This window comes from Delftia tsuruhatensis (genome assembly GCF_903815225.1).
Lineage (GTDB): Bacteria > Pseudomonadota > Gammaproteobacteria > Burkholderiales > Burkholderiaceae_C > Comamonas > Comamonas tsuruhatensis_A.
This window is the reverse complement of sequence record NZ_LR813084.1, coordinates 2,232,561-2,258,923: the sequence shown is the minus strand read 5'-3', so window position 1 is coordinate 2,258,923 and position 26,363 is coordinate 2,232,561. Positions and strand designations below refer to the sequence as shown.

The following is a 26,363-nucleotide window of genomic DNA, read 5'->3' as shown; positions in this document are numbered from 1 at the left end:
ACGGCCTCTTCGCGGCCGGCCGCTTTCACCCCTCGCGAGCAGCCCGCACATGGTCCAGCAGCACCTGCAACGGATGCCGCAACTGGCGCTGCGACAGGCGACTGGCCTGGCTGCGGCAGGAGTAGCCGGTAGCCAGCGCCTCGCCCTGCTGCGCCTTGGCCTCGACCCGTGCCGCCCAGGACTGCGCATAGATGATCCTGGAGGTTTCCAGGTTGCGCGCCTCATGCCCATAGGTGCCCGACATGCCGCAGCAGCCGGTGGCCTCCACCTTCAGGCGCAGTCCGCGGCGCTCGAACAGCTGCACCCACTGCCTGGCGCTGTCGGGCGCATTGGTCTTTTCCGTGCAGTGCGGCAGCAGCCGGTAGGCCGGCCCATCGACCTCGCCGTCCTCGCCCCCGCCTGCTCCCCCGCCGGCATCGGCCTGCGGCAGCACCTGCAGCAGCCATTCCTGGGGCAAGGCCACGCGCGGCACTTCGCCCATGCCCGGCACCTTGAGGTATTCCTGCCGGTAGGCCAGCGTCATGGCGGGGTCCAGCCCCACCAGCGGCACACCCGATTGCGCCAGCCGTGCCAGTTGGCCAGCGTTGCGGATCGCCACCTTGGCGAAGGCCCCCAGGAAGCCTTGGACATGCAGGGGCTTGCCATTGGGCAGCAACGGCGCCAGCCAGACATGCAGGCCCAGGCGCGCCGCCAGCTCGATCAGCACCTGCAGTTGCCGGGTCTCGAAATAGCGCGTGAAGCTGTCCTGCACGATGACGACGCTGCGCGCGCGCTCCTCGGGCGTCAGCGCGGCCAGAGCACCTGCATCGGCCGCGCGGACCTTCCATTGGCGCAGGGTCGATGCCAGGTCCTGCGTGCTCAGCAACGGCGCGTCGACCATGCCGATGCGCCGGCTCAGCACATGGCGCACCCAGCTCGAGCCCATCACGGCGTTGTACAGCGCAGGCGTGCGGGCCAGCCAGGGCATGGTGAATTCCAGCGAACCGATCAGATAGTCGCGCACGGGCCGCAGGTAGCGGCGGTGGTACAGCTCCAGGAAGCGCGAACGGAATTCGGGCACGTTGACCTTGACCGGGCACTGGCCCGCGCAGGATTTGCAGGCCAGGCAGCCGGCCATGGCGTCATAGACCTCGTGCGAGAAGTCGGCCTCGCCCCTGCGCGCCGCCCGGCTGTTGCGCCAGCGCGCCGCCAGACCGGACAGGAAGGGCTGGGGCTGTTGCGCCAGCTGCAGCACGTCCACCCCCGCCCGGCCCTGAAGGCGCAGCCATTCCCGCATCAGGGAGGCCCGGCCCTTGGGCGAGTGCACACGCTCGCGCGTGGCCTTCCAGGAGGGGCACATGGCGTCATCGGGGTCGAAGTTGTAGCAGGCGCCGTTGCCGTTGCAGTGCATGGCGGCGCCATGGCTTTGCCATACACGCTCGTCGATCTGCCGGTCCAGTTCCCCGCGCGTGGGAACCCCGTCCACCTTGAGCAACAGGGTCTTGCTCGCCGGCGGCGTGGCGATCTTGCCCGGGTTGAGCTGGTTGTGCGGGTCGAAGGCCGCCTTGAGGCGCTGCAGCGAGGGGTACAGCTCGCCGAAGAAGGCCGGCGCGTACTCGGAGCGCACGCCCTTGCCGTGCTCGCCCCACAGCAGGCCTCCATGGCGCTGCGTCAGCGCGGCCACCGCATCGGAGATGGGGCGTACCAGGGCGGCATCGGCCGGGTTCTTCATGTCCAGGATGGGACGCACATGCAGCACCCCCGCATCGACATGGCCGAACATGCCGTATTGCAGCCCATGACCGTCCAGCAGTGCACGGAACTCGGCAATGAACTCGGGCAGGTTCTCGGGCGGCACGGCCGTGTCCTCCACGAAGGGCTGGGGCCGTGCCTCGCCCGCCACGTTGCCCAGCAGCCCCACCGCACGCTTGCGCATGGCATAGACGCGCTGGACGGCGGCGTTGCCGGCCGCCAGCGTATGCCCCAGCCGCGGCACGCAAGCATCCACTCCCAGGTGATCGACGAAGGCCCGCACGCGGCCATCGACCTCCTGGGGGTCGTCGCCGCTGAACTCCACCAGGTTGATGCCCAGCGCAGGGCCGGCCTCGTCCTGCGGGAAGTACTCGCCCACGCTGTTCCAGACGATGTCCTGCATGGCCAGCATCAGCACCTTGGAGTCCACCGTCTCTATGGACAGGGGCCGGTGCGCCATCAGCGCGCGCGCGTCGCGCAGCGCATCCATGAAGCCCGCATAGCGCACGTTGACCAGCACCGAATAGCGGGGAATCGGCAGCACGTTGAGCCGGGCCTCGACGACGAAGCCCAGCGAGCCTTCGGCACCGCACAGCACGCTGTTGAGGTTGAAGCGCCCGTCCGCCTCGCGCAGATGGGCCAGGTCGTAGCCGGTCAGGCAGCGGTTGAGCCTGGGAAACCGGGCCTCGATCAGCTCGGCCTGGTCCTCGCAGATCTGCCGCGCCGTCCGATACACCTTGCCGGCACGCCCTGGCTGGGCACACATGCGCTCCAGCGCCTCGGCATCCACGGGCGCACTGTGCAGCCGCTCTCCTCCGAGCAGCACGAAGTCCAGCGCCAGCACATGGTCGCGGGTCTTGCCATAGGTGCAACTGCCCTGGCCGCTGGCATCGGTGTTGATCATGCCGCCGATGGTGGCGCGGTTGGAGGTGGACAGCTCGGGCGCGAAGAACAGGCCGTGCGGGCGCAGCGCGGCATTGAGCTGGTCCTTGACCACGCCCGCCTCCACGCGCACCCAGCGCTCCTCGGCATTGATTTCCAGGATGCGGTTCATGTGCCGCGACAGGTCCAGGACCACGCCATCCGTGAGCGATTGTCCATTCGTGCCCGTGCCGCCTCCGCGCGCAGCCAGGGCCACGCCACGGAATGCGGGCTGCTCCAGCACGGTGGCCACGCGTTCCACGTCCCTGGAATGCAGGGGATAGAGAACCGCCTGCGGCAGGCGCTGGTAGATGGAGTTGTCCGTGGACAGCACGGTGCGACTGGCGTAGGCCGTGCCGATCTCCCCCTCGAACCCGGCGTCCCGCAGGGCGGCAAGAAAATCAAGGGTGGGTTCGGCCAGCGTGGCACTGGCCGGAGACAGGACGGCAATCGACATGGGGTGGGATCCGGAGGATTTCTGGAAAAGGGATGGCTGGCGCTAACTCATGAATACAACACATGTTTTCGCATCCATTGACAAGGAAGTATCCTCGCTCTCTCCTCTGAAAACAAACGAAAAAACCGGCCGCAGATACTGCAAAAAACTCATGAATTACCGCCGCCTGACCCCTTCCATGTCCTTGCTGCTGGTCTTCGAGGCTGCAGCCCGCCATGAGAGCTATGCGCGCGCCGCCGAGGAACTGTCGCTCAGCCAGAGTGCCATCAGCCGCCAGGTCCAGACGCTGGAGGCGCAGCTGGGCATTGCGCTGTTCCGCCGCGAAGGCCGCACCGTGCGGCTGACCGACGCGGGCCGCCGCTACTCCGTCGACCTGGGTGCCGCACTGGGGCGCATACGCAGCGCCACCTTGCAGGTCATGTCCCACCAGACCAGCGCAGGCACGCTCAACCTGGCCACACTGCCCACCTTCGGCTCCAAGTGGCTGCTACCCCATCTGCATGGCTTCTACCAAGCCCATCCCGGCGTCACCATGCACATCCATTCCAGGATCGGCGAGATCAACTTCGATACGGCAGAGATCGATGCCGCGATCACCGTCGGCGCGGGAGACTGGCCCGAACTGGTCGTCCACCGCCTCTACCACGAGTTCCTGGTCGCCGTCGCCAGCCCGCAGGCACACGAGCCGCAGCAGCCCGCCTCGCCGCAGTGGGCCACCCGGCAAGTCCTGCTGACCGTGGCCAGCAACCGCCAGGCCTGGAGCGAATGGTTCACCCACTACCGCCTCGACCACCGGCAGATGCGGGTGGGGCCGAGCTTCGAGCTCACCTCCCACCTCATACAGGCCGTGCTCGCCGGCATGGGCGTCGGCCTGGTGCCCCGCGTGCTGGTGGAGGACGAGATCGCACGCGGCGAGTTGAGCGTGGTGGGCGATGCCATCGCCAGCCAGCGCAGCTACTACCTGGTCTATCCGCAGAGAAACAGCACCCTGCCCGCCCTGGCCGCCTTCAGGCAGTGGCTTTTGGAGATTTGTGCGACCCATTGACCGGCGGCCGCATGCGCCCATGCCTATCGCCAACGGGGCGGACGCACCGCCTCTCTCATGGCGTGCCGCCGCTGCGTAACTGCCGTGGTGCGCGACCGAACCAGCGCTGGCAGGCGCGTGTCAGCACGGACTGGTCCGCATACCCCAGCAACTGGGCGATCTGCCCCAGGCTCAGGCCGGGCTGCGCCAGCAACTGGCCGGCCCAGGCCCTGCGTGCGCCGTCCCGCAGTGCTTCGAAAACGATGCCTTGCGCCTGCAAGCGCCGCTGCAAGGTCCGTGTGTGCAGGCCCAGCATCCGGGCCACCGTGCCCAGATCGGCCATGCCTGCGCGGACCAGGTTGTCCAGAAGGCTCTGCACCTGCTCGCCGGTATCGGCACCAGGCCCGCCGGACGTCCCCAGCAGGAAACGCTCCAAGAACTGCTGCAGCAGCCGGTTGTGGCCCGGCATGGGTTGACGCCAGGCCAGAGGCTCGATGGAGATGCCGTCGAACGGGGCATGGAACACCGGCAGCATCCCCAGGTGCCGCCTGTACTGCGCGCCGCTGCCGACGGGCGCATGGCGCAGATGGATGCCCGCAGGGCGAATGCTGCCCCCGGAAAGCACATCGACCAGGCGGCACATGTAGGCCACGCACAACTCGGTCACCTGAGGCAGGCTGGGCATGGATGCCGATCGCTGGAACACCTCCACGCATTCCCTCCGCCCGTCCGGTGTCATGAAGGTGCGGTAGCCCAGCGTGGGGTTGTGGAAGTGGACGTACTTACCCCCCTGGATCATCCCGTCGCGCACGGTGGAGGCAGACTGGATGACGAGGCCCAGCAGACCCAGCGTCTCGACGCCCTGCCGCGCGCACAGGCGCAGGCCGAAGTCGCGCATGTCCAGGGCCCGGGCGGCCTCCTCGATCGCCTGGGCCACGGCATGGCCAGGCAGGTAGCGCTCGGGGTCGCCGAGATCATCCATGCCCAGACCGCAACTGCCCAGGATGGCGACGGCATCCCCCCCCTGCGCCTGAACCAGCTCCACGAAGCCGGCCAGAGAGGCGGCGCGGACAAGGTTCACGGCGGGAGGATCCACGGTCATCGGGGTATTTCCTGTGTGTCGCACAAGATCAAAATACTGTCGCGCAAACACAAGTATCGCCAGAGGGTTAGGCCTAGCATGGGACGCACATCCACAGCCAGGAGACAAGCCCATGGCAGAGCATTTCGACTTCCTCATCGTCGGTGCCGGTATTTCCGGCATCGGCGCCGCCAGCCACCTGCGTCAGCGCTTCGCGGACGCCAGCCTCGCTGTCCTGGAGGCCATGGAGGGCGTCGGCGGCACGTGGTGGACGCACCGCTACCCGGGCGCACGTTCGGACAGCGACCTGTTCACCTACGGCTATGGTTTCAAGCCCTGGCGCGGCCGCGCCATCGCCACCGCCGGCGAGATTCGCGACTACCTGGAGCAAGTGGTCGAGGAAAACGGGCTGGCACCGCTGATCCGCCATGGCCACAAGGTGCAGGCCGCGCACTGGTCGAACGAAGACAGGTGCTGGACGCTGCAAGTCAGCCGTGCCGGCTCGCAGGAGGTGCAGACCTTCACCACCAGCTTCCTCTGGCTGTGCGCAGGCTACTACGACCACGGCCAGGGCTATACGCCCGCCTGGCCCACCCTCAAGGACTTCCGCGGGCAGGTGGTACATCCGCAGCACTGGCCACAGGACCTGGACTGCGCGGGCAAGCGTGTCGTGGTCATCGGTTCCGGGGCCACGGCCGCCACGCTGATCCCCAGCCTGGCGGATGGCGTGGCGCACGTGACCATGCTGCAGCGCTCGCCCACCTTTTTCGCGACCGAGCCCTGGGAGCACCCGCTGGAGGCCCAGTTGCGGCCACTGGACCTGCCCGAGGAGTGGTTCCACGAAATCCTGCGCCGTGCCTTCATCGCCAAGACCGACGCGGTGGTGCGCATGTCCTTCTCGTATCCCGAGGAACTGCGGGCCTTGCTCATCGGTGAAGCCCGGGCGCGGCTGCCCGAAGGGTTCGACGTGGACAGGCACTTCAACCCGCGCTACCGCCCCTGGCAGCAGCGCATCGCCAACGTGCCCGATGGCGACCTGTTCCAGGCCATCCGCAGCGGCAAGGCCTCGGTGGTGACGGACACCATCGAGCGCTTCGACGAACACGGCATCCAGCTGACCGGCGGTGAGCGGCTGGATGCCGACATCATCGTCACGGCCACGGGCTTTCACATGAAGCTGTTCGGCGGCATTCCGTTCAGTGTGGATGGCGCACCGGTGGATTGGCGCGAGCGCGTCACCTACCGCGGCATGATGATCGAGGGCATCCCCAACATGGCCTACACGCAGGGCTACTTCCGCTCCAGCTGGACCCTGCGCAGCGACCTCGTGTGCGACTGGGTGTGTCGCCTGATCGCACATATGCGCGAGCAAGGCCACAGGGTGGTGCAACCCACCGTGCCCGGCGCCGACGCCGGCATGCAGCGCCTGCCGTGGGTCGACGGAGACAACTTCAACGCAGGCTATGTGATGCGCGCGCAAGCGGCCATGTATGGCCAGGGCGACCGCCACCCCTGGAGGCACGACCTGGAACATGCCGAAGAACGCGTCGCCCTGCCTGCCGCGTCCCCGCAGGACGAGGCACTGGCCTACCGCTGACCCCCTTCATCCCCCTCAGGAGACTTCACCCATGCCTCTGGACCCGCATCTCGCCGGCGTGCTGCAAATGCTGGCCGCCGCCAACCATAAGCCCACCGCAGATGGCACTCCCGAAGAAGGGCGTGCAGGCTATCTGGCGCTGACCGCAGGCTCGCTGGCGCCCGGGCAGCGCATCGCCGTTGCCAGCGTGCAGGACACCACCGTGCCCGGCGCGCAGGGTCCTGTCCCGGCGCGCATCTACCGGCCCGAAGGCGCGGGCCCCTTGCCCACCGTGGCCTACTTCCACGGGGGCGGCTACGTCCTCGGCAGCCTGGACACGCACGACAACATGTGCCGCGAGATCTGCCGCGGCGCGCAGGTCGTGGTGGTGTCCGTGGACTACCGCCTCGCACCCGAACACCCCTTTCCGGCAGGCATCGAAGACGCCGTGGCCGCCACGCGGTGGATCGCAGCCCATTCCCATGAGCTGGGAGGCACCGCCACCGTGGCCGTGGCGGGCGACAGCGCGGGAGGCAACTTCTGCGCCGTGGTGGCGCAACAGCTGCGCGACACGGACACACCGCTGGCCGCGCAGTTCCTGATCTATCCTGCGGTGGACCACGCGGCCGCCACATATCCCAGCGCCGAGCAGAACGCCACGGGCTACTTCCTCGAAGCCGAGACCATGGCCTGGTTCTACAACCATTACGCGGGCACCTGGGCGGACCCGATGGATCCGCGCCTGGCGCCGCTGCAATCCCCAAGCCTGGCGAACCTGCCCCCGGCCGTGGTCGTGACCGCCGAGTTCGATCCGCTGCGCGACCAGGGAGCGGCCTACGCCGAGGCACTGCGCGCAGCGGGCAGCCATGCCGAACTGATCGAGGGGCCCGGGATGATCCATGGCTTCTTCGACATGGGCCGCTGGTCGCCCGGTGCGCAGGCCATCATCACGCGCAGCATCGATCGCTTCGGCGCACTGTTGAGGCACAAGGACTGACGCGGCTGCTGCCAGGACAAAGAAAAACGGACCACAGCCAGAAGCTGTGGTCCGTCGTCTATCGTGGTCGGCGTGGCGGGATTCGAACTCGCGACCCCTTGCACCCCATGCAAGTGCGCTACCAGGCTGCGCTACACGCCGAAGACTTAGATTATATACAGTTTTCTGCTCTCAAATAGAAAGCAGCGAACGAATCTGCAAAAGCTCTTCACGAACGGCTTCAGGACCCAGCGTGGCACAGGCTGCGCCATCGCCCGCCAGCAGCGACGGCATGGCAGGCTCCACCGCCACGGCACCCGCCTGCAGCGCAGGCACTGCCACCGCCGCCGACGTCTCGCGCAGCCGGTTGCGCGCACCGTTGATGGTGAAGCCCTGTTCATAGAGCAGCTCCCGTATGCGCCGGATCATCAGCACTTCGTGGTGCTGGTAATAGCGGCGGTTGCCCCGGCGCTTCATGGGCCGCAGCTGCGTGAATTCCTGCTCCCAGTAGCGCAGCACGTGCGGCTTGACGTCGCACAGATCCGCCACCTCACCGATGGTGAAGTAGCGCTTGGCGGGAATCTGGGGCAAAGGTGAAGCCATGGCAAATGCGGATGAGGTCAGGACAGGCGGCGCCTGCGGCACGTGGCCGCCGATCCAGGGAGAAGGCCGAGCCTACTGCACAGCCCGCCGTCAGGCCAGTGCCCTGTCGTAAAAACAGCCCATCCGCGGCAAGGCAGACAGGCTGGTGACAGCTGCGCCGGACCCGGCTCAGGCCTGCGGACCCGCCGTCCCTTCCTGGATCTGCTCCTTGAGCTTGCTGCTGGCATGGAAGGTGACAACACGGCGTGCCTCGATGGGAATCGCCTCCCCCGTGCGCGGATTGCGCCCCGGGCGGGGCGCCTTGGTGCGGATCTGGAAATTGCCGAAACCCGACAGCTTCACATCCTCGCCCTCGACCAGGCTTTGCGAGATCAGTTCGAAGAAGGCATCCACCATCTCCTTGGACTCGCGCTTGTTCAGGCCGATCTCGTCGAACAGCAGATCGGCCAGTTGCGCCTTGGTGAGCGCGGGCGAATCAAGACTTTCCACCGTCAGTTCCATCACAGGATCTCCTTTCACGGCACGGTCCTTCCATCATGCGCGCAGGCGTGCGCCCAGGCGCTGCGTCAACTGCTCGATCACGGCCTGCACGGCCTGCTCGATCTGCACATCGGTCAGCGAGCTGTCGTCGCTGCCCAGCGTCAGGCGCACGGCCAGGCTCTTTTCGTCCTGGGCCAGCGCACCGGGCGCTGCGGTTTCTCCAGCCTTGAGCGCCTTGGGGCGGAAGACATCGAACAGCACGGCGGAGCGCAGCAGACCGCCGATCCGGGCCGCCTCGATGGCCTGCATCAGTTGGGCATGCGTGGTTTTCTCGTTCACGACCACGGCGATGTCACGCTCCACGGCCTGGTGCTTGGCCACAGGCTTGAACACCGGCACTTCGCGTGCCAGCACGGCGTCCAGTTCCAGCTCGAACAGCACGGGCGCCTGGGCCAGGTCCCATTGCTGGCGCCACTGGGGATGCAGCTCGCCGATGAAGCCGATGGACTGGCCATCGAGCAGCACGCGCGCGCAGCGGCCCGGGTGCATGGCCGGATGCTCGGCCGGTTCGAACACGGGCTTGCGCGGCGCCAGCAGCGCCTCGACATCGCCCTTGACGTCGTAGAAGTCGACGCGGGCCTCGCCGCGGCCCCATTGCAGTTGCTCGGCAGCACCCCAGGCCAGGCCCGCCACGCGCATGGGCTGGCGAAAGCCCTTGACCGTGGTGTCACTGTCCACGACGCTTTCGTCCTTCAGGAAGACACGGCCCAGCTCGAACACGCGCACGCGCTCGGCCTTGCGGTCGGCATTGAACTTGAGCACCTGCATCAGCGAGCCGATGAGGCTGGAGCGCATGACGCTGAGCTGGCTGGCAATCGGATTGAGCAGCTGAATCGGATCCGCGTTGCCGGCCAGGTCCTTCTCCCATGCGGCTTCCACGAAGCTGAAGTTGATGGTTTCCTGGTAACCCAGATCGGCCAGCGCACGGCGCACGGCGAACTGGCTGCGGCGATTCTCCGCGCGCAGCTTGGGCGCGATGGGCGCCAGCGGCTTGGTGGTGGGCAGCTTTTCATAGCCCACCATGCGCGCCACTTCCTCGATCAGGTCTTCCTCGATGTTCAGGTCGAAGCGGAAGCTCGGCGGCGTGACGGTCAGCACGCCGTCGCCCGGCTCCACCGGCAGGCCCAGGCCGGCCAGCGCGTCATGGCATTGCTGCTGCGTCAGCGGCATGCCGATGACCTTGGCTGCGCGCGCGACGCGCAGCGTGACGGGCCTGGCCACGGGCATGTCGGCCTTCTGGTCGTCGACGGGACCGCAGACGGTCTCGGAGGTGCCGCAGATCTGCAGCACCAGCTCGGTGATGCGTTCGATGTGCTCGACCGTGAGCTCGGGATCCACGCCGCGCTCGAAGCGGTGGCCCGCATCGGTGGAGAAATTGAAGCGGCGCGAACGGCCGGCGATGGACTTGGGCCACCAGAACGCGGCCTCGATGTAGATGTGGCGCGTGTCGTCGGACACGGCAGTGGCATCGCCGCCCATGATGCCGGCCAGCGACTCGACTTCGCGGTCATCGGCGATCACGCCCACCTGTCCATCCACGGTGACGGTGTTGCCGTTGAGCAGCTTGAGCTGCTCGCCTTCCTTACCCCAGCGCACCTGCAGGCCGCCGTGGATCTTGTCCAGATCGAAGATGTGGGAGGGACGGCCCAGCTCGAACATCACATAGTTGGAGATGTCCACCAGCGGCGCCACGCTGCGCTGGCCGCAGCGCGCCAGGCGATCGACCATCCACTGCGGCGTTTTCGCCTGGGTGTTGACGTTGCGCACCACGCGGCCCGAAAAGCGGCCGCACAGGTCGGGCGCCTCGATCCTCACGGCCAGCCTGTCCTGCACGCCCACGGCGACAGGCGTGAACGACTGGGGCTTGAGCGGCGCGCCGGTCAGCGCAGCCAATTCGCGTGCCACGCCATAGACGCTCAGGCAATGCGCCAGGTTGGGCGTGAGCTTGAGCGTGAACAGCGTGTCGTCCAGGTTCAGGTACTCGCGGATGTTCCGACCCAGGGGCGCGTCCGGCGGCAGCTCCATCAGGCCGCCGTGGTCCTCGGACAGCTTGAGCTCGCGTGCCGAGCACAGCATGCCGAAGCTCTCCACCCCGCGCAGCTTGCCGACCTTGATCAGGAAAGGCTTGCCGTCCTCACCGGGAGGCAGCTCGGCCCCCACCATGGCGCAGGGCACGCGGATGCCCACGCGCGCGTTGGGCGCGCCGCAGACGATGGTCAGCAGCTCGGGGCCACCGACGTCGACCTGGCAGACACGCAGGCGGTCGGCATCGGGATGCTGCTGGGCGGCCTTGATCTCGCCGACGACGATCTTGGTGAACGGCGGTGCCACGGGCTCCAGTTCCTCCACCTCCAGACCGGCCATGGTCAGGGTGTCGGCCAGCTCTTGGGTGGTCAGCGGCGGATTGCAGAACTCGCGCAGCCAGGATTCGGGAAATTGCATATCAGACTCTTTGGCGTTGGTTCGGTCCGCGCGCCGTGGCGCCGGCGGACCCTTTGGCGAAGGCTTGCAGCCGGATCAACGGAATTGCGACAGAAAGCGGATGTCGCCGTCGAAGAACAGGCGCAGGTCATTGACGCCGTAGCGCAGCATGGTCAGGCGGTCGGGGCCCATGCCAAAGGCGAAGCCGATGTACTTTTCAGGATCCAGACCCATGTTGCGCACCACGTTGGGGTGCACCTGGCCCGAACCGGCCACTTCCAGCCAGCGGCCGGCCAGCGGGCCGCTCTGGAACTGGATGTCGATCTCGGCGCTGGGCTCGGTGAAGGGGAAGAAGCTGGGGCGAAAGCGCAGCACCAGGTCGTCGCTCTCGAAGAAGGTCTTGCAGAAATCCGTGAAGACGACCTTCAGGTCCTTGAAGCTGACGTTCTCGCCGATCCACAGGCCTTCGCACTGGTGGAACATCGGGGAGTGGGTGGCATCGCTGTCCACGCGGTAGGTACGGCCCGGCGCGATCACGCGGATCTCGGGCATGTCCTGGCCGGCATCGAGGCGCTCACGGTATTTCTTGACATGCTGCACGGCATGGCGCACCTGCATCGGGCTGGTGTGCGTGCGCAGCAGATTGGGGGCCTGCTGCGTGCCGCCTTCCACATAGAAGGTGTCGTGCATGGAGCGGGCGGGGTGGTCCTCCGGCGTGTTCAGCGCCGTGAAATTGAACCAGTCGGACTCGATCTCGGGGCCTTCGGCCACATCGAAGCCCATGGAGCCGAAGATGCCTTCGATGCGCTCCAGCGTCAGCGATACGGGATGCAGACCGCCCTGCCCGCGGCGACGGCCCGGCAGCGTCACATCCAGCACCTCGGCCTTGAGGTGGGCCTGCAGCTCTGCGTCGGCCAGGGCCTTGCGGCGTGCCGTCAGTGCGGCCTCGATCCCCTGCTTTGCCACGTTGATGGCAGCACCGCGCGATTTCTTCTCTTCGACGGAAAGCTGCGCCATGCCCTTCATGAGCTCGGTCACCTTGCCCGACTTGCCCAGAAACTGCGCCTTGGCGTTTTCCAGATCGGCGGGGGTTTGTGCCTGCGCGAACAGCTGCTGCGCGCTCTCGACCAGAGAATCCAACTCGTTCATATCGACTCTTTATCGACTGTGAAAAGAAACAAGGGCTAGCAGCCTTTTCAAGCCCTAGCCCTTGCTGTTTGCGCTGCAAGCCATCACGAGGATGACCGCAGACCGTTATCTCAAGCAGCCAGCTTGGCCTTGACTTGATCAACGATGCTGCTGAAAGCAGCCTTGTCGTGCACCGCGATATCGGCCAGCATCTTGCGGTCGATCTCGATGGCTGCCTTCTTCAGGCCGTTGGCGAACTGGCTGTAGGTCAGGCCCAGTTCACGTGCAGCGGCGTTGATACGGGCGATCCACAGACGGCGGAACACGCGCTTCTTGGCACGGCGGTCACGGTAGGCATATTGCCCGGCCTTCATCACCGCCTGCTTGGCGATGCGGAAGACATTGCCGCGGCGACCGCGGAAACCCTTGGACAGGGCCAGAACTTTCTTGTGACGGGCGCGGGCCGTTACACCACGTTTGACGCGAGGCATGTGTTTTCTCCTTGTTCGTCAGTGAATTACAGGCCAGCCATCGGCAGCATCTGAGCAATGTGACCCATGTTGGTCTCATGCACAGCCACTGCACCACGCAGGTGACGCTTGTTCTTGGTGGTCTTCTTGGTCAGGATGTGACGCTTGAAGGCTTGACCGCGCTTGACGGTGCCACCGGGACGAACGCGAAAACGCTTCTTCGCGCTGCTCTTGGTCTTCATTTTGGGCATGTGAATGCTCCTGTTGTTTGTGCTCGTGAGGCGGCTCGCAACACTGCGCGCACTTGCTGGCCCCGAGACACTTCTGAGCCGGCACCAGGGCCGGCAAGAACAAGGGACATGGCAACCATGTCCCTTGCATTGCTCCACCAGGAAGATCGACTCGTCCTGGCAGCGCAGATTTCATCACCCCCCCGCAAAGGGGCGAAACCGAGATTATGCCTTATCGGCCGCCGCAGGTGCAGCAGAAACCTCTGCCGGCTTGCCGCCCGCTGCGGGCTTCTTGCGGGCCGGGGCGATCATCATCACCATCTGGCGGCCTTCCAGCTTGGGGAACTGCTCCACCTGGATGGAGTCCGCCAGATCGTCACGCAGACGATTGAGCAGGTCCAGACCCAGCTGCTGGTGCGTGATTTCACGGCCGCGGAAACGCAGCGTGATCTTGCACTTGTCGCCATCGGCCAGGAAACGGCGGATGTTGCGCAGCTTGATGTTGTAGTCCCCGTCGTCGGTACCGGGGCGGAATTTCACTTCCTTGATTTCGATGACGGTCTGCTTGGCCTTGGCTTCGGCAGCCTTCTTCTGCTCAAGGTACTTGAACTTGCCGTAGTCCATCAGGCGGCAGACAGGCGGGGTTGCCGTGGCGGCGATTTCCACCAGGTCCACGTCCAGTTCGCCCGCCATGCGCAGGGCTTCCTGCAGGGGGACGATACCCAGCGGCTCGTTGTCAGGGCCAGACAGACGCACTTCAGGCGCCATGATTTCACGGTTGAGGCGATGCTTGCGCTCTTCACGGTGGCGCCGATCACGAAATTCAGTAGCTATGGTTCTCACCCTTGGAAATTAGTTGCTACAACAGCGTAGCCGCTTGCGTGCCGCGCACGCAAGCGATCCACGCCTGCGATCAGGGCCCTCAGGCCTTGGCCGCGATGTCGGCGCTGACGAGCTGTACGAACTCGTCCACGGACATCACGCCCAGGTCCTTGTTGCCCCGTGCGCGCACTGCCACTGCTCCGGCCGCCTTCTCCTTGTCGCCGGCGACGAGGATGTAAGGCAGCTTTTGCAACGAATGCTCCCGTATTTTATACGTAATCTTTTCGTTGCGCAGATCAGTCACCACCCTAAGGCCTTGATTCGGCAATGCTTTTTGCAGCTTTTGCGCCACTTCGCGCACATAGTCCGCCTGGGCGTCGGTGATATTGAGCACCGCGACCTGCACGGGAGCCAGCCACAGGGGCATGGCACCGGCGTGCTGCTCGATCAGGATGCCGATGAAGCGCTCCAGGCTGCCGACGATGGCACGGTGCAGCATCACGGGACGATGGCGCTCGCCATCCTCGCCCACGTATTCCGCATCGAGACGCTCGGGCATGGAGAAATCCACCTGGATCGTGCCGCACTGCCACTGACGACCGATGGCGTCTTTGAGCGTGTACTCGATCTTGGGGCCATAGAACGCACCGTCACCGGGGGAGATCACGTATTCGCAGCCCGAAGCCTCCAGGCTGTTGATCAGCGCGGCCTCGGCCTTGTCCCAGATCTCGTCGGAGCCGATGCGTGCCTCGGGCCGGGTCGCGACCTTGTAGATGATGTCGGTAAAGCCGAAGTCCTTGTAGACCTTTTGCAGCAGCGTGGTGAAGGCCAGCACTTCGGGCTGGATCTGGTCTTCCGTGCAGAAGACGTGACCATCATCCTGCGTGAAGCCGCGCACGCGCATGATGCCGTGCAGCCCCCCCGTGGGCTCGTTGCGGTGGCACTGGCCGAATTCGCCATAGCGCAGCGGCAGGTCGCGATAGCTCTTGATGCCCTGCTTGAAGATGAGGATGTGGCCGGGACAGTTCATCGGCTTGAGCGCGTAGTCGCGCTTTTCCGATTCCGTGACGAACATGTTCTCACGGTACTTGTCCCAGTGGCCGGTCTTCTCCCACAGCGTCTTGTCCAGGATCTGCGGGCCCTTGACCTCCTGGTAGCCGTTGTCGCGGTACACACGGCGCATGTACTGCTCGACCTCCTGCCACAGCGACCAGCCCTTGGGATGCCAGAACACGGTGCCGGGCGAGTGCTCGTCGATGTGGAACAGGTCCAGTTCGCGTCCCAGCTTGCGGTGGTCGCGCTTTTCCGCCTCCTCCAGCATGTGCAGGTACTGCTGGAGGTCGTCCTTGGTCGCCCAGGCCGTGCCGTAAACACGCTGCAGCATCTCGTTGCGATGGTCACCGCGCCAGTAGGCGCCCGCCACCTTCATGAGCTTGAAGAACCTGAGCTTGCCCGTGCTGGGCACGTGGGGGCCGCGGCACAGGTCCTCGAAGCTGCCCTCGCGGTACAGGCTCACGTCTTCGTTCGAGGGGATGCTGGCGATGATCTCGGCCTTGTAATTCTCGCCGATGCCCTTGAAGTAGGCCACGGCCTCATCGCGCGGCAGCACGCGGCGCACCACGGGCTCGTCCTTGGCGGCCAGTTCGGCCATGCGCTTTTCGATGGCGACCAGATCCTCGGGCGTGAAGGGACGCTTGTACGAGAAGTCGTAGTAGAAGCCGTTCTCGATCACCGGGCCGATCGTGACCTGGGCGTCGGGAAACAGCTCCTTGACCGCATAGGCCAGCAGGTGGGCCGTCGAATGGCGGATGACTTCCAGGCCGTCGGCATCCTTGGCCGTCACGATGGACAGGGGCTGGTCCTTGTCGAGAACGTAGCTGGTGTCCACCACCTTGGCCTCGTCGCCCGTGCCGACCTTGCCGGCCAGCGCAGCCTTGGCCAGGCCGGAGCCGATCGATGCGGCCACCTCGGCCACGGTGACCGGGCCGGGGTACTCGCGTTGCGAACCATCGGGAAGCGTAATGTGGATCATGGGATTCCTAAGATATTTCGAGGGGGCGCGCCATCCCCCAAAAAGCAAAAAAGCGCGGAGCCGGGTCCGCGCTTTTTGAAGGTCGAGTCAGTCTCGTGCAGGCGCGAACCGCCAGCCGCTAGCGGCCGGTGTACATCTCCGATGTAGTTCGCGGTGTCATAACCAGCATTGCCTTTCTCGCCCTTGTCAGTTGAAAACTCGCGCCATTTTAACCCCAGCAAAGAAAAAGCGCCCGAAGCACAAGGCTCCGGACGCTTTCTCACCCCTATCTACCTGAAGTTCGACTCACTGCAGCCGCGCTTCAGTGGAACTGCTCCTCTTCCGTCGAGCCGGTCAGTGCCTTGACGCTGGACGAGCCGCTGACCTGCTCGGTTTAGTCGAGACAGTTTTTCCTAGAAGACGGCGGGTTGCGGTTCTTTGCGGAGTTCGAGTTTGAACTCTGCCGGGGTCAAGTATTGCAGGCTGCTGTGGGGACGTACCTCGTTGTAGTGATTGCGCCAGGCTTCGATCAGGGCAGCGGCTTCGCGGCGCGAACGGAACCACTCGATGGACAGACACTCGTCGCGGAACTTGCCGTTGAAGCTTTCGTCGGTGCCGTTCTGCCAGGGCTTGCCGGGATCGTTGAGCACGGTGGCAATGCCCGAGGCTGAGATCCACTCCAGGATCGCCTGGCTGACGAACTCGGGGCCATTGTCCGAGCGCATGAACAGCGGCGCCCCGTGCAGGCTGACCAGCCGCGAAAGCACCTCGATCACGCGCTTGGAACGGATGGCCCCAGCCACGTCGATGGCCAGGCACTCCCGGGTGTATTCGTCCACCACGGTCAGGCACTTGATCTGCTGACCGCTGGCCGTGGTGTCGAAGACGAAGTCATAGGCCCAGACCATGTTGGCCTTGAACGGCGTGTGGATGCGCGGGCGCAGCGATGCGATGCGCTTGCGCGGCCGTTTCCGGGGCACCAGCAGGCCCGCCTGACGCCACAGCCTGTGCGTGCGAGACCAACTCAGCTCGAAGCCCTTGCGACGCAGGAATACGCGAATGCGGCGATAGCCGTAGCGCGGATACATGGCCGACAGTTCCTTCATCGCCGCAAGCACCGGCGCATCCTTGGCGGGCAAGCGCAACTCGTAACTGGGCGTGGCGCGTGACATGCCGATGAGCCCGCAGGCGCGGCGCAGACTCAAGCCACGTGCGCGCACGAAGGCCAGTTGCTCGCGCCGAGCCAACGGGCTCACCATTTTTTTGCGTTGATCTCCTTGAGAATCTCGAGGTCCAGATCTCGCTCGGCAAGAAGCTTCTTCAGCCGGCTGTTCTCAAGCTCCAGGGCCTTCAGACGCTTGACGTCGGCCGCTTCCATCTGGCCGAAGTGTTTGCGCCAGGCATAGATGGTGGCTTCGCTGACCTTGTGCTTCTTGGCGGCCTCGGCCACCGTCGTTCGATCTGCTTCGCGCAGGATCGTGACCATTTGCTCTTCTGAAAATCGACTCTTCTTCATCGGCTCCTCTCCGGGCGGGAGCCATCTTCCTAGAAATCAATGTCTCGGAGAAACCGGGCAGGTCAATCTGGCCCTCACTTGGCTGGCGCAATAGGCCGTGAGCAGGGGATCAAGATCCGCATGTTTGGGCACGTAGATCACGACACCGAAGCCGTCATCACTGAGCACCAGAGTCAGCTCGAACCATTCCCGATGGCTTTCGGCGACATCGCAATGGCGACCAAGAAGTGAAAAACCCAGTTCCGCATCAACAGTAGTCAATGCGTCGCTGGGCGCCAGAACCAGGATTTTGATGAGACTGGACAGGTCATCCACCTCATATTCGGCCAACTCTTTAATACGCAGGCTGATCAAGTTATCCAGCTCGGTGCACCGGGCTTGGCCGCAGGCTTCATGAATAGATAGGGAATCCGCATAAACGCGCATAAAACTCCTTTCTGTTAGAAAAATAAAGCCCGCCGAGGATTTCTCCAGGGTGGGCCAACAAGGAAACAACTAAACAGCTACTCTTATTCAGTCAGCAAATCCCCTTCGAATGGTTAGCACAAGAAACATGGCCAATCAATTTCTCTTTGACTTGATTGCAGACAAAGTGACACCTCCGATTGACACCAGCAAAGGCACTCCGAGCATTACGGCAAATAAAGGCAGCAACCGTCCCGTTCCTATCAGAGAGACCCCCTCCGATATCAACCCCAGCGTTAACGCGTTGACACCTGTGCTGAACAAGGCGATCAAGTGCCAGGCCGCCATTCCCACCGCCAGCAACAATGTGCCCATCCAGACCCGCTTGAGCACCTTATAGGTCGCCGGCGGAAGGAACGAACACCAAGCCATAGCAGCGAACAGCGCAGCCGCCACGCTCGTCGTGGGCCAGAGATACATGAGCAACAGCACCCACACACAGGCAGAGGACAGGATGGCCGTGGCCCAACGGGCGAAGTACTCACTCGCTGGCAACTGGTCAATGGCCTGCAGATAGGGCCCTGACAGCTTCTCCCCGAACAGCTTCAGCAGCAGACCGCCCAGGATCAAGGTCACGCCCAGAATGATGTTGACCAAGCGGTCATGCATCAAGCCGTTGTTTGTGATCCTTCTGCCGCCCATACCATCAACAGCAACATCGCTGCCTAAGGCGAGGATGAGCATGACGATGCCCACAAGCATGATCGCGGTTGAAACCCTCTTCATTCGTTGCTCCCTTCTTTAACTTGTGCCAACTCGGCCCTGATCTCGGCTTCGTGACGATTGCTGACCTTGGTGACGTAGTAGCAAGTCCAAATCAGCATTCCCAGGCCAAACCACCACGCAATAAAGAACCCAAGGACGGTACCCAGCATTAGGAGACCAAATGCCCAGTTTTCTCCTTTGGTGAATCTTTTGTTGGCAAGTGTGCTGATATGTGCATCTACCTTCTTCTTGGCCTCCTGGCTTACTCGCTCATCCAGCACGGGAGCTGCATCAGTTGATACTTGCTCCTTGGTGCCATGCAGTTGGGCCTCGATCTCCTGAATCTTCTGCGCCGCCTCCTTCTCGGCAGACTCCTTGATCGCCCTCTCTTGGGCTTGCTCCCTTTGCCACTGTTCAAGCACCTCCTGCCGCTTGCGTGCCTCCTGGGCTGCTTCTTCCTTTTGCAATTGCGCCCTTCTCTCGGCAATTTTTTGGTTCAGATCCAATTTATTCCTCACTCAGTAGATTGCTCAATACCGCTCCTGCGGCAACCATGCCCGCTGCCCCGGCGGCAGCTCCACGCCCCTTGCGCTTGGCTGCATCTTCTGCACGAATCACATCGTCAATACACCTCGCGGCTCTTGCGACGCGCTCGGATTCCGGAACTCTCCTTTCAAAAGTGACCATCAAGGTTTCTCTATCTGCAGCGACGAGATGCCTTTGCATGACCTTTTCCATGAACACCAAGCGCCATCCTTCAGACGCCATGGCATTGATATAGGCCTCCAAAACTTCTGTTTCGATTCGACCCTCTCCGAGCAAAAGCGAACTGATCGCTCCATCGGCCACGTCAATTACCTTGTATTCGTACTCCATCTAATCCTCCATGTTAAAATAAAAATAGCCACAAGCAAATTCTTAAATACCAAAATTTATTTTCATAAAATATCATTAAGAAAATAAAAATATATCCAACCAATTTCAAAAATATTAAATAATAAATCACTTATATATGTAACGTTTTTCGTGACGACAGACTACCACAGTGTAACGAAACTCGCTACATGAAGTCTGTACCCTTGGAGCTATCTAACGTCGTAGGACGCCGCATGCGTGCTCGGCGTGAAGCCCTGCAGTGGCCTCAAGAAAAAATAGGAGTGCTAATCGGCATTGATGAGTCATCAAGCCGTGCCCGCATCAGCAGGTATGAGTTAGGGACACATGAGCCGCCTGTGAAGACAGCGCGGCTGATTGCAGAAGTACTAGGTGTTCCACTCGCCTATCTATATTGTGAAGATGACGAGGTAGCTGAGCTTCTCTTGGCACTGAGAATGCTTAGTCCTTCAGCTCGCCATCGAACAATCGCCTCTTGGTTTAGCCAGCTGAAAGAAACCTCGAATGCCTAACTGTCGTATCACTGACATGATGGGCACTCGTACGAACAGCTGCTACCGAGCGGCGCACGACTGACGCTTTCCGACGGTGGATTCAACCGGTCAACGCAACATACTCATTAAACATTTCAGCAGGTGTTCTGAACCCCAGCGTCTTCCTGGGACGCTGGTTCAATTGCCTTGCAATCGCATCCAGACCCGCTTGTGAGTAGCCCGACAGGTCAAGTCCTTTGGGAAGGTACTGCCTGAGCAACCCGTTCGTGTTCTCGTTGGTGCCCCGCTGCCATGGATGGTGCGGGTCACAGAAGTGGACCTGGATGTCGGTTGCCAAGGTGAAGCGCTTGTGTCCTGCCATTTCCGAGCCGCGGTCCCAGGTCAGGAAGCGATAGAGCTCTTGCGGCAGGCTTCTTGCATGCCTGGCCAATGCTGCAGCCACGGTGTACGAGTCTTTGTCCACCAGTTTGACCAGCATCACGTAGCGCGTGTGTCGCTCCACCAGGATCGCAATCTGGCTGTGAGCATCGCCAAACAGAAGGCCTCCTTCCCAGTGCCCCGGCACGGCTCGGTCCTCAATACAGGCTGGGCGTTCAGCAATGGGAACGGCATCGACGATTCGGCCATGAATGCTGGTCTTCTGCGTGTAGTGCCGTGAACGACGCATGCCTCTGGTGCGCCGCAGATGCTCGAGAAGCTCCTTCTTCAAGGCGCCCCGCGTCTGGACAAAGAGCGTGCGATAGATGGCTTCGTGCGACACCTGCAAGTCCCTTTCCCCCGGGTAAGTCCGTTTAAGCCATCCTGCGATCTGTTCCAGCGACCATTGATGCTGCAGTTTGCCCGCCACGATCTGCGCCAGGGCTGGATTGCTCGCCAGCTTGCAAGGCTTGGGACGGTGTGCACGCTCCCAGGCAGCTTCGTCGGCCCGAGCCGCCCTGTAGCAACTCTTGCCACCGTTGCCGTGAAGCTCACGGCTGACGGTGGATGCGGCTCGTCCCAGGCGTGCAGCCACGCAGTGGATGGATTCGCCCGCTGCCAGAGCTCGCGAGATCTCCTCGCGCTCAGCGAGGGTCAGGGCCAATCGGGACCGATGACGCGCCGGCGGGCGGATGCCGCCGGTTGCAGCCAGGATGTTCTGAATGGAGGTATGTGGCCGATCGAACAGCTTGCCGATCTGGGTCAAGGTATCGCCCTTGCTCCAGCGATCCCACATCATCGCCTTCTGTGCTTCGGTGTAGTAGATCCGTGGTCGTTGCTTCATGGCCAGCACTCCTTGCGCCAAGTGCAGTCATTGTGTTGCATCGACCGGTTGATTCACAACCCTGAGCCGCCATCCAGCTAAAAGTCCGAAAGCCGTCACTCATTAGCCTGCATGGCCTGAAACACCTCGGCCTACTGCAACCCCACGTCGCGCGATGCCGAAAACCATGCCATTTCACAAACACGCGCACCCACTGCACATAGGCCCGTTCGGTGCACAGGCTATAGTGTTGTAACGAATTCGCTCACGGACCTGATCCAGCAACCGTGTGGCGCGCAACACAGGAGGGGCGGCGGGTTTCATGGCTAAATTTAGTGCTGTATTTTCAAACAGCACAAATACCGAAGAGCTTGGCTACAAGCTCCTTCCCGCGTTCTTTTCGCGCCAATTTAGACCGCAAGCGCCAGATATGGTCTGCGGCATGTTCCATGCCTACATTAAGTTAGGCCATCAAAAAGGAGGATTAATGAAGATCTACAACAATTGCATCATGACAACACTTTATCACTCTAACGATCCATCGGAGAATTATCCGTGTGTAGTCAAGCTGGGAGATGATCGAATCCTCGTTGAATACGAGTATAAGAGATGGTTGCAGTACGAAGGAGCAACGAACGGAGAAGGCCATTTTGAGTTGCACGGCGTCGGATTTCAGGGGAAGGCTTCCCTCCACATGTTTCCTGGTTCACTTATTTTGGAGGGGAGTTGGCTGGAAGAAGGCTATCGTGGAATGTGGCGTATCAAACTGGCCTAACATTTCGTTGCAGCCGCCCCCCTGCGACGGCGGCTGAACTCAACAGTTAGGCACCTACTGATGCTACGGAAAAAGCAACATGACTGAAGTCGCTGCACTATCTACAGAGCAGATCAAGAAAGAGGTCTTCGCGAAGCTTGACCAATACAAGGATCGGAGCGCGTTGGAGCAGTACGCAATATTCATGGGCAAGGCTCAAATCCTGGAGTTTGGGCTCAAAGGATTGCTCGCCCGCAAGTTCAACGTCCCACTTGAAGAAATGGAGCTCTGGACACTTGGAAAAACCAAGAACGAGCTTCGGCAGAGAGGACTTCGGCCTGATTTCATTGGGTTCCTGGAACGCATCGTCGATCACCGGAACAATATGGCACACGAGTTTCTCGTCAACACCGAGATCGCCCACTCAATAGCCAACTTCAGCGAACGAAAAATCCATGGTGATTTGTTTCGCGCACTCTACGATATTGAGCAAATAATCATCTTCCACGATTGGTGTGAAGAAAATGACGGTTGGCTGCCTAGCGCCTAACCATTCCTTTAAGCGGTAGCGCCTACGGCACGCCGCTTACGTCAAACATTAGCCTGCAAGAACAATGCCGCGTAGTACGTATCAATTTGACCGTTGGAAGCCAAGAGAGAAATCGACTTGGGTTTTTCGTGTTTTTAAAAAACACAACGTTGAGCTTCTGCGGATGTACACAGCATTCGAGACATCCCGAAGATTCACATATGCGAACCTCGGGAAGGTCGCGAACTGGAGTGATCAGCCAACCAAGCATTTCCCGTTCGTCCGACCACTTTGGTACGAGCAGTTCAATGACATGCGGGACTGGTCGGAAGGCTATAACGATTTGGAAAATTGGATAAATTTGAACACCTTGGTCGCCATAAGCTCGAATTTGGAAACCTATTTGGCGACAGTGGTTCCGCTTGCATTGTCGTCAGACGTCGGGGTTCTTTACGGAACGCCTCGTAGAATTGATGGCGTTCAAATTCTCAAGCACGGGCACTCAAAAGCGTTCAACTTTGAAGAGCAAGTAATCGCCTGCACAAAAGGTAACTGGTCGAGCCGACTCGCTGCTTATGAGAGTTATTTTGGCAGGTCACCAAAATACTTCTCATCGAACATCTCCGCACTAGAAAAAATTCGGGTTTTACGAAACAACGTCGCACACTCGTTTGGTCGCGACATCGAGGCGTCGCGTGATCGCCAGCAAGTCAAAACACTTCCAATTGATAAGCTCTCGCGAAATACACTTCTAGCCTTACAAATGGTCGTGTGGAAGTTAGTCAAGTCGATTGATGTTCATCTCCATCAGTTCCATATCGGCGAATATCAATCATTGGTTTTCTACCATCGACTATTTCCTAGCCTACGTCACGACCTGCATCCGAGCGAACGAGCCATCGTTTTCAAGAAGCAACTTGGTGCCTTCGGAGCGACTCCTGCTGGAAAAGAGTTCTGCAAAGGATTGGTTGGCTACTATGAGGCGCTGTAGGCTAACACCTCAGTCAAGCGACCGCTGCAAGCTGCGCTTGCAGTGACCTACGCTGCTGCGCAACTCCTGCGGCCCCTTACTTCAAACGTTGAGCGTCCGATTTTTCTCGCAGCCACCGTCTGCTCCTGGCCGGTCCGCGACCGCCGCTGGTAGCGCCCCATGGTAGCTGTCCGAAAGGTCGCCGGCCGGCGCCCGCTTTGCAGCGATTGCCGCCACCGTCGCTACCCAAACGAAAAGCGAGTAATAAGTGCCGGCTTGCGGTCGCTGAAGCCGCTGTATCGCACGAAGCTGTTGCTCAGGAGTGATGTTGCGCCCCTATTCCCGACCCCGCCCTATTCGCAATAAAGCGCTTGGTCAGCCCCTGCAGCCTGTTGCCGCCTGAACTCCCGAGGCGACCGCATTTTCAGCGAGGAATGCGGATGCACCTCGTTGAAGTGCTCGAAGGCCGCTGGCAGTTGCGCCAGTACCGTCTGTGCGTCACGCAGGTCCATGCGCGCCACATAGTCGCGCTTGAAGGTGTTGACGAAGCTCTCGGCCATGCCGTTGCTCTGTGGGCTGCAGACGGGCGTATTGATGGGCTTCAAGCCCAGCGCGCGTGCCAATGCCCTCGTTTCAGCGGCGATATAGGCACCGCCGTTGTCACTGAGGAACTCCAACTCCTGGCCCTGCGGGACCGCTTCGACCGAGCCGAAGCGGCGTTCGACGGCCTCGATGAGCATCTCGCGCACCGGCTCATCTGGCAGCCCTTTGCCCTCCCACGCGCGCCAAGCCATCACCTCACGGTCGCAGCAGTCCTTGGCAAAGGTTGCCGTCACGGTCTGGCCCGAATCGCACTTGATTTCCAGACCATCGGAGCACCATCGAAGGTCGCTGCGCGAGACCGCAACACGGCCCTCATGCGTGCGTGCAGACTGGCGCCGGCGAGGCGCCTTGGGCAGCAGCCAAGCGGCTTGAGCCATGACGCGATAGACGCGTTTGGCGTTGACCCTCGGGGCGCCCCGTGCCGCACGCTGGCGGTTCACCAAGGCACAGGCACGTCGGTAGCCATAGCTGGGCAAGTCGGCAATTTCCTGGCGCAGTTCGGCGAGCAGCCCGGCATCATCGCTGGAGGTGCGATGGCTGCGGCCATCGGCCCAGCCTTCACCGCGCCCAAGCAGGTCGCGCACATGCGAGCGCGCCAGCCCCTTCGTCCGGCAGACCGTCTTCACTGGTCGTCCCCGGGCAACAAGGGCGAGCGCGCAATCCACTTTTTTTCTCCGGTGTACTCCACGGCTTCCTTGAGGATTTCGTTCTCCAAGGTCTTCTTGCCAAGCACGCGCTCCAGCTTGTCGATTTCCGCGAGGGCAGCCGCCAGCTCGGATGCGGGCACGACGGCCTCGACAGCGGAGACGGCGGTCAAAGCACCCTGGCGTTCGAACTTGCGCCACTGGAACAGCAGTCCAGCCGAAACGCCTTCCTACCGAGCAACCAATGACCCGCTCATGCCTGATTCGTATGTTCGGCGCACCAATGCCGCCTTCTCTGCGAGGGACCAGCGCCTGCGGCGCTGATCCTTCACGACTATCTCTATTGACTCCGTATGCCTAGTCATATGCACAGTCCTGCTCCTATATCCAAAGATAAGCGATAGGACGGGTCGGGGAATCAGGGGCTATCTCACGCCATCGCCAGACCCAGTAGCTTTCAAGAGGTCAACCACGGGGCCGCAAAATCGGTCAAATACCGGATGATTCTCTCCATATGTTTTTAGAAAATCAATCCTCATATCAACCTATAATATTTGGATCTAATTCTTGATTTGGAAAAACTTGAAAAAATGATGCTCGATTTTGAGTACTAACCAAATCAAACTGAGATATATGATGTTGAGAGGGATTTCTTGTCTTAGAAGCGAGCATGTGATGAGAATCTTCTGTATTTATTTCAACACATAAAGCAGTAAAATCAAGATCCATACAACTTTTTAGCGTCTTATGTTTCGTGCTTGGAAATTTTATTTTAAATATCTCGTTGTATTCTGGTTGAAAATATCTAATTAATCCAGCCTCAATAATGGTTACCGCTTGCTTTTCCGATATAGGCTTTTGAGTTATTTTTGTAAATCGATCGAGATCCTCCTCTCCACCAATTGCATTTTTGAAGTGCGGCGACATTGAAATTTGTGCAATCGGGTTTCCAATATTGTATTTGAATAAAGCAATTATTATTTCAGAGTCGGGATATTTTTCTGGTAATTGAGCAAGTATTTTTTGAAGTGTTGAGTGGCTCTCAAGCCGCTGGAGAGCCGATCTATTCCCGTTAGCGTATGCTTGACCAATGTAAAGAACATTTAATTTTTTAAATATTTTCACATCTTGATGAGTATAATTTGATGCCAATAGAAATGATGGAAATATTCTAATTGTTTCCTCGGGATTCTGAGTATTAAAAGTCTCAATTTCACGATGAGGATATTTTCCAAGTCTTACAGAGTTGGCGCCATCGTGCAAAGGGAAATCTATTTCAAAATCAAATATGCACTCTTTACCTTCAATTTTGTAGCTGGCTTTCCCAGTCAGCTTGCCATTTGCATAAAAAATACTGTCTTCAACAAAACTTATTCTCGGCCTTTCTGTAATTAAATAAATGTGACACTCGTTTATGTCTTTTTCCAATTCTTTGTCGCCATTGAATTTTTTACCTATATGGGAAACTGGAAATAGGTAATGACTGCTGCTACAATAGTTGAGAGCAAATTCCGTTAAATATTTTCTATTCATCGTTCTGTTTTCTCCTCTAGTGCAA

At 61.1% G+C, this 26,363-nt stretch carries 25 protein-coding genes, 1 tRNA gene and 1 pseudogene; 8 read left to right on the top strand and 19 right to left on the bottom strand.

Annotated features, from left to right (window positions below; genetic code table 11):
* Positions 1 to 25 precede the first annotated feature (25 nt).
* Positions 26 to 3,109: an FAD-binding and (Fe-S)-binding domain-containing protein gene (locus tag L1Z78_RS10255; protein WP_234641383.1), complete on the bottom strand. Its 3,084-nt coding sequence runs from the start codon at positions 3,107 to 3,109 to the stop codon at positions 26 to 28.
* Between the two features lie 151 nt (positions 3,110 to 3,260).
* Here L1Z78_RS10255 and L1Z78_RS10250 point away from each other — a divergent pair, with 151 nt between their 5' ends.
* Entirely contained in the window at positions 3,261 to 4,154 is an 894-nt protein-coding gene (locus tag L1Z78_RS10250; protein WP_234641382.1) for a LysR substrate-binding domain-containing protein, read from the top strand.
* Positions 4,155 to 4,209: 55 nt separating this feature from the next.
* Here L1Z78_RS10250 and L1Z78_RS10245 read toward each other — a convergent pair whose 3' ends face one another.
* On the bottom strand, positions 4,210 to 5,235 hold the full coding sequence (locus L1Z78_RS10245) for an AraC family transcriptional regulator (RefSeq protein WP_234641381.1): 1,026 nt from the start codon (positions 5,233 to 5,235) through the stop codon (positions 4,210 to 4,212).
* Between the two features lie 112 nt (positions 5,236 to 5,347).
* Between L1Z78_RS10245 and L1Z78_RS10240 the strand changes: the two genes are divergently transcribed.
* Both L1Z78_RS10240 and L1Z78_RS10235 read left to right on the top strand, forming a co-directional pair.
* Positions 5,348 to 6,811 carry a flavin-containing monooxygenase gene (locus tag L1Z78_RS10240; RefSeq protein ID WP_234641380.1) on the top strand — a complete coding sequence of 488 codons (1,464 nt, stop codon included), beginning with the start codon at positions 5,348 to 5,350 and terminating at the stop codon, positions 6,809 to 6,811.
* Between the two features lie 31 nt (positions 6,812 to 6,842).
* Positions 6,843 to 7,787 carry an alpha/beta hydrolase gene (locus tag L1Z78_RS10235; RefSeq protein WP_234641379.1) on the top strand — a complete coding sequence of 315 codons (945 nt, stop codon included), beginning with the start codon at positions 6,843 to 6,845 and terminating at the stop codon, positions 7,785 to 7,787.
* A 64-nt stretch (positions 7,788 to 7,851) separates the two neighbouring features.
* Here the strand turns inward: L1Z78_RS10235 and L1Z78_RS10230 are convergent.
* The 14 genes from L1Z78_RS10230 to L1Z78_RS10165 form a co-directional block, all read right to left on the bottom strand.
* Positions 7,852 to 7,928: transfer RNA gene (locus L1Z78_RS10230), tRNA-Pro, on the bottom strand.
* Between the two features lie 30 nt (positions 7,929 to 7,958).
* Positions 7,959 to 8,369 carry a MerR family transcriptional regulator gene (locus L1Z78_RS10225; RefSeq protein ID WP_234642141.1) on the bottom strand — a complete coding sequence of 137 codons (411 nt, stop codon included), beginning with the start codon at positions 8,367 to 8,369 and terminating at the stop codon, positions 7,959 to 7,961.
* Between the two features lie 168 nt (positions 8,370 to 8,537).
* Positions 8,538 to 8,870 carry an integration host factor subunit alpha gene (locus L1Z78_RS10220; RefSeq protein ID WP_234641378.1) on the bottom strand — a complete coding sequence of 111 codons (333 nt, stop codon included), beginning with the start codon at positions 8,868 to 8,870 and terminating at the stop codon, positions 8,538 to 8,540.
* Between the two features lie 33 nt (positions 8,871 to 8,903).
* Complete coding sequence (pheT, locus tag L1Z78_RS10215; RefSeq protein WP_234641377.1) at positions 8,904 to 11,351, bottom strand: phenylalanine--tRNA ligase subunit beta; 2,448 nt, start codon at positions 11,349 to 11,351, stop codon at positions 8,904 to 8,906.
* A gap of 75 nt (positions 11,352 to 11,426) precedes the next feature.
* On the bottom strand, positions 11,427 to 12,479 hold the full coding sequence (gene pheS / locus L1Z78_RS10210; protein WP_234641376.1) for a phenylalanine--tRNA ligase subunit alpha: 1,053 nt from the start codon (positions 12,477 to 12,479) through the stop codon (positions 11,427 to 11,429).
* 110 nt (positions 12,480 to 12,589) lie between these two features.
* Positions 12,590 to 12,949: a 50S ribosomal protein L20 gene (gene rplT / locus L1Z78_RS10205; protein WP_012206412.1), complete on the bottom strand. Its 360-nt coding sequence runs from the start codon at positions 12,947 to 12,949 to the stop codon at positions 12,590 to 12,592.
* Positions 12,950 to 12,975: 26 nt separating this feature from the next.
* Entirely contained in the window at positions 12,976 to 13,179 is a 204-nt protein-coding gene (gene rpmI / locus L1Z78_RS10200; protein WP_019428895.1) for a 50S ribosomal protein L35, read from the bottom strand.
* A gap of 204 nt (positions 13,180 to 13,383) precedes the next feature.
* Positions 13,384 to 14,001, bottom strand: coding sequence for a translation initiation factor IF-3 (infC, locus tag L1Z78_RS10195; RefSeq protein WP_234641375.1), 618 nt, complete (start codon positions 13,999 to 14,001; stop codon positions 13,384 to 13,386).
* A gap of 79 nt (positions 14,002 to 14,080) precedes the next feature.
* Complete coding sequence (gene thrS / locus L1Z78_RS10190) at positions 14,081 to 16,012, bottom strand: threonine--tRNA ligase (RefSeq protein WP_234641374.1); 1,932 nt, start codon at positions 16,010 to 16,012, stop codon at positions 14,081 to 14,083.
* 392 nt (positions 16,013 to 16,404) lie between these two features.
* Positions 16,405 to 17,507, bottom strand: a protein-coding gene (locus L1Z78_RS10185) for an IS3 family transposase (RefSeq protein ID WP_234637323.1) whose coding sequence is annotated in 2 segments (ribosomal slippage) — positions 16,405 to 17,249 and positions 17,249 to 17,507 — 1,104 coding nt in all. Because the reading frame shifts where the segments join, the coding sequence is not laid out codon by codon here.
* Positions 17,508 to 17,543: 36 nt separating this feature from the next.
* Complete coding sequence (locus L1Z78_RS10180; protein WP_234641373.1) at positions 17,544 to 17,933, bottom strand: hypothetical protein; 390 nt, start codon at positions 17,931 to 17,933, stop codon at positions 17,544 to 17,546.
* Positions 17,934 to 18,068: 135 nt separating this feature from the next.
* On the bottom strand, positions 18,069 to 18,698 hold the full coding sequence (locus L1Z78_RS10175) for a hypothetical protein (protein ID WP_234641372.1): 630 nt from the start codon (positions 18,696 to 18,698) through the stop codon (positions 18,069 to 18,071).
* On the bottom strand, positions 18,695 to 19,183 hold the full coding sequence (locus L1Z78_RS10170; RefSeq protein WP_234641371.1) for a hypothetical protein: 489 nt from the start codon (positions 19,181 to 19,183) through the stop codon (positions 18,695 to 18,697). Before L1Z78_RS10170 ends, L1Z78_RS10175 begins: the two co-directional genes overlap by 4 nt.
* Before the next feature lies 1 nt (position 19,184).
* Positions 19,185 to 19,553, bottom strand: coding sequence for a DUF4177 domain-containing protein (locus L1Z78_RS10165; protein WP_234641370.1), 369 nt, complete (start codon positions 19,551 to 19,553; stop codon positions 19,185 to 19,187).
* A gap of 188 nt (positions 19,554 to 19,741) precedes the next feature.
* Between L1Z78_RS10165 and L1Z78_RS28160 the strand changes: the two genes are divergently transcribed.
* On the top strand, positions 19,742 to 20,083 hold the full coding sequence (locus tag L1Z78_RS28160; RefSeq protein ID WP_418921691.1) for a helix-turn-helix domain-containing protein: 342 nt from the start codon (positions 19,742 to 19,744) through the stop codon (positions 20,081 to 20,083).
* Positions 20,084 to 20,165: 82 nt separating this feature from the next.
* Here L1Z78_RS28160 and L1Z78_RS10160 read toward each other — a convergent pair whose 3' ends face one another.
* Positions 20,166 to 21,326 (bottom strand): IS30 family transposase, encoded by a 1,161-nt coding sequence (locus L1Z78_RS10160; protein ID WP_234641369.1) that lies wholly within the window; start codon positions 21,324 to 21,326, stop codon positions 20,166 to 20,168.
* 268 nt (positions 21,327 to 21,594) lie between these two features.
* Between L1Z78_RS10160 and L1Z78_RS10150 the strand changes: the two genes are divergently transcribed.
* The 3 genes from L1Z78_RS10150 (at position 21,595) to L1Z78_RS10140 (ending at position 23,579) form a co-directional block, all read left to right on the top strand.
* Positions 21,595 to 22,080 carry a hypothetical protein gene (locus L1Z78_RS10150; protein ID WP_234642312.1) on the top strand — a complete coding sequence of 162 codons (486 nt, stop codon included), beginning with the start codon at positions 21,595 to 21,597 and terminating at the stop codon, positions 22,078 to 22,080.
* 79 nt (positions 22,081 to 22,159) lie between these two features.
* Positions 22,160 to 22,609: a hypothetical protein gene (locus L1Z78_RS10145; RefSeq protein WP_234641368.1), complete on the top strand. Its 450-nt coding sequence runs from the start codon at positions 22,160 to 22,162 to the stop codon at positions 22,607 to 22,609.
* Between the two features lie 292 nt (positions 22,610 to 22,901).
* Positions 22,902 to 23,579: a hypothetical protein gene (locus L1Z78_RS10140; protein ID WP_234641367.1), complete on the top strand. Its 678-nt coding sequence runs from the start codon at positions 22,902 to 22,904 to the stop codon at positions 23,577 to 23,579.
* Between the two features lie 332 nt (positions 23,580 to 23,911).
* Here L1Z78_RS10140 and L1Z78_RS10135 read toward each other — a convergent pair.
* Both L1Z78_RS10135 and L1Z78_RS28155 read right to left on the bottom strand, forming a co-directional pair.
* Positions 23,912 to 25,170 (bottom strand): annotated as a pseudogene (locus L1Z78_RS10135) (IS3 family transposase).
* Between the two features lie 175 nt (positions 25,171 to 25,345).
* Positions 25,346 to 25,957, bottom strand: coding sequence for a hypothetical protein (locus L1Z78_RS28155; protein WP_418921690.1), 612 nt, complete (start codon positions 25,955 to 25,957; stop codon positions 25,346 to 25,348).
* A 66-nt stretch (positions 25,958 to 26,023) separates the two neighbouring features.
* Between L1Z78_RS28155 and L1Z78_RS28150 the strand changes: the two genes are divergently transcribed.
* On the top strand, positions 26,024 to 26,200 hold the full coding sequence (locus tag L1Z78_RS28150; RefSeq protein ID WP_418921689.1) for a hypothetical protein: 177 nt from the start codon (positions 26,024 to 26,026) through the stop codon (positions 26,198 to 26,200).
* The last annotated feature ends 163 nt before the right edge of the window (positions 26,201 to 26,363 follow it).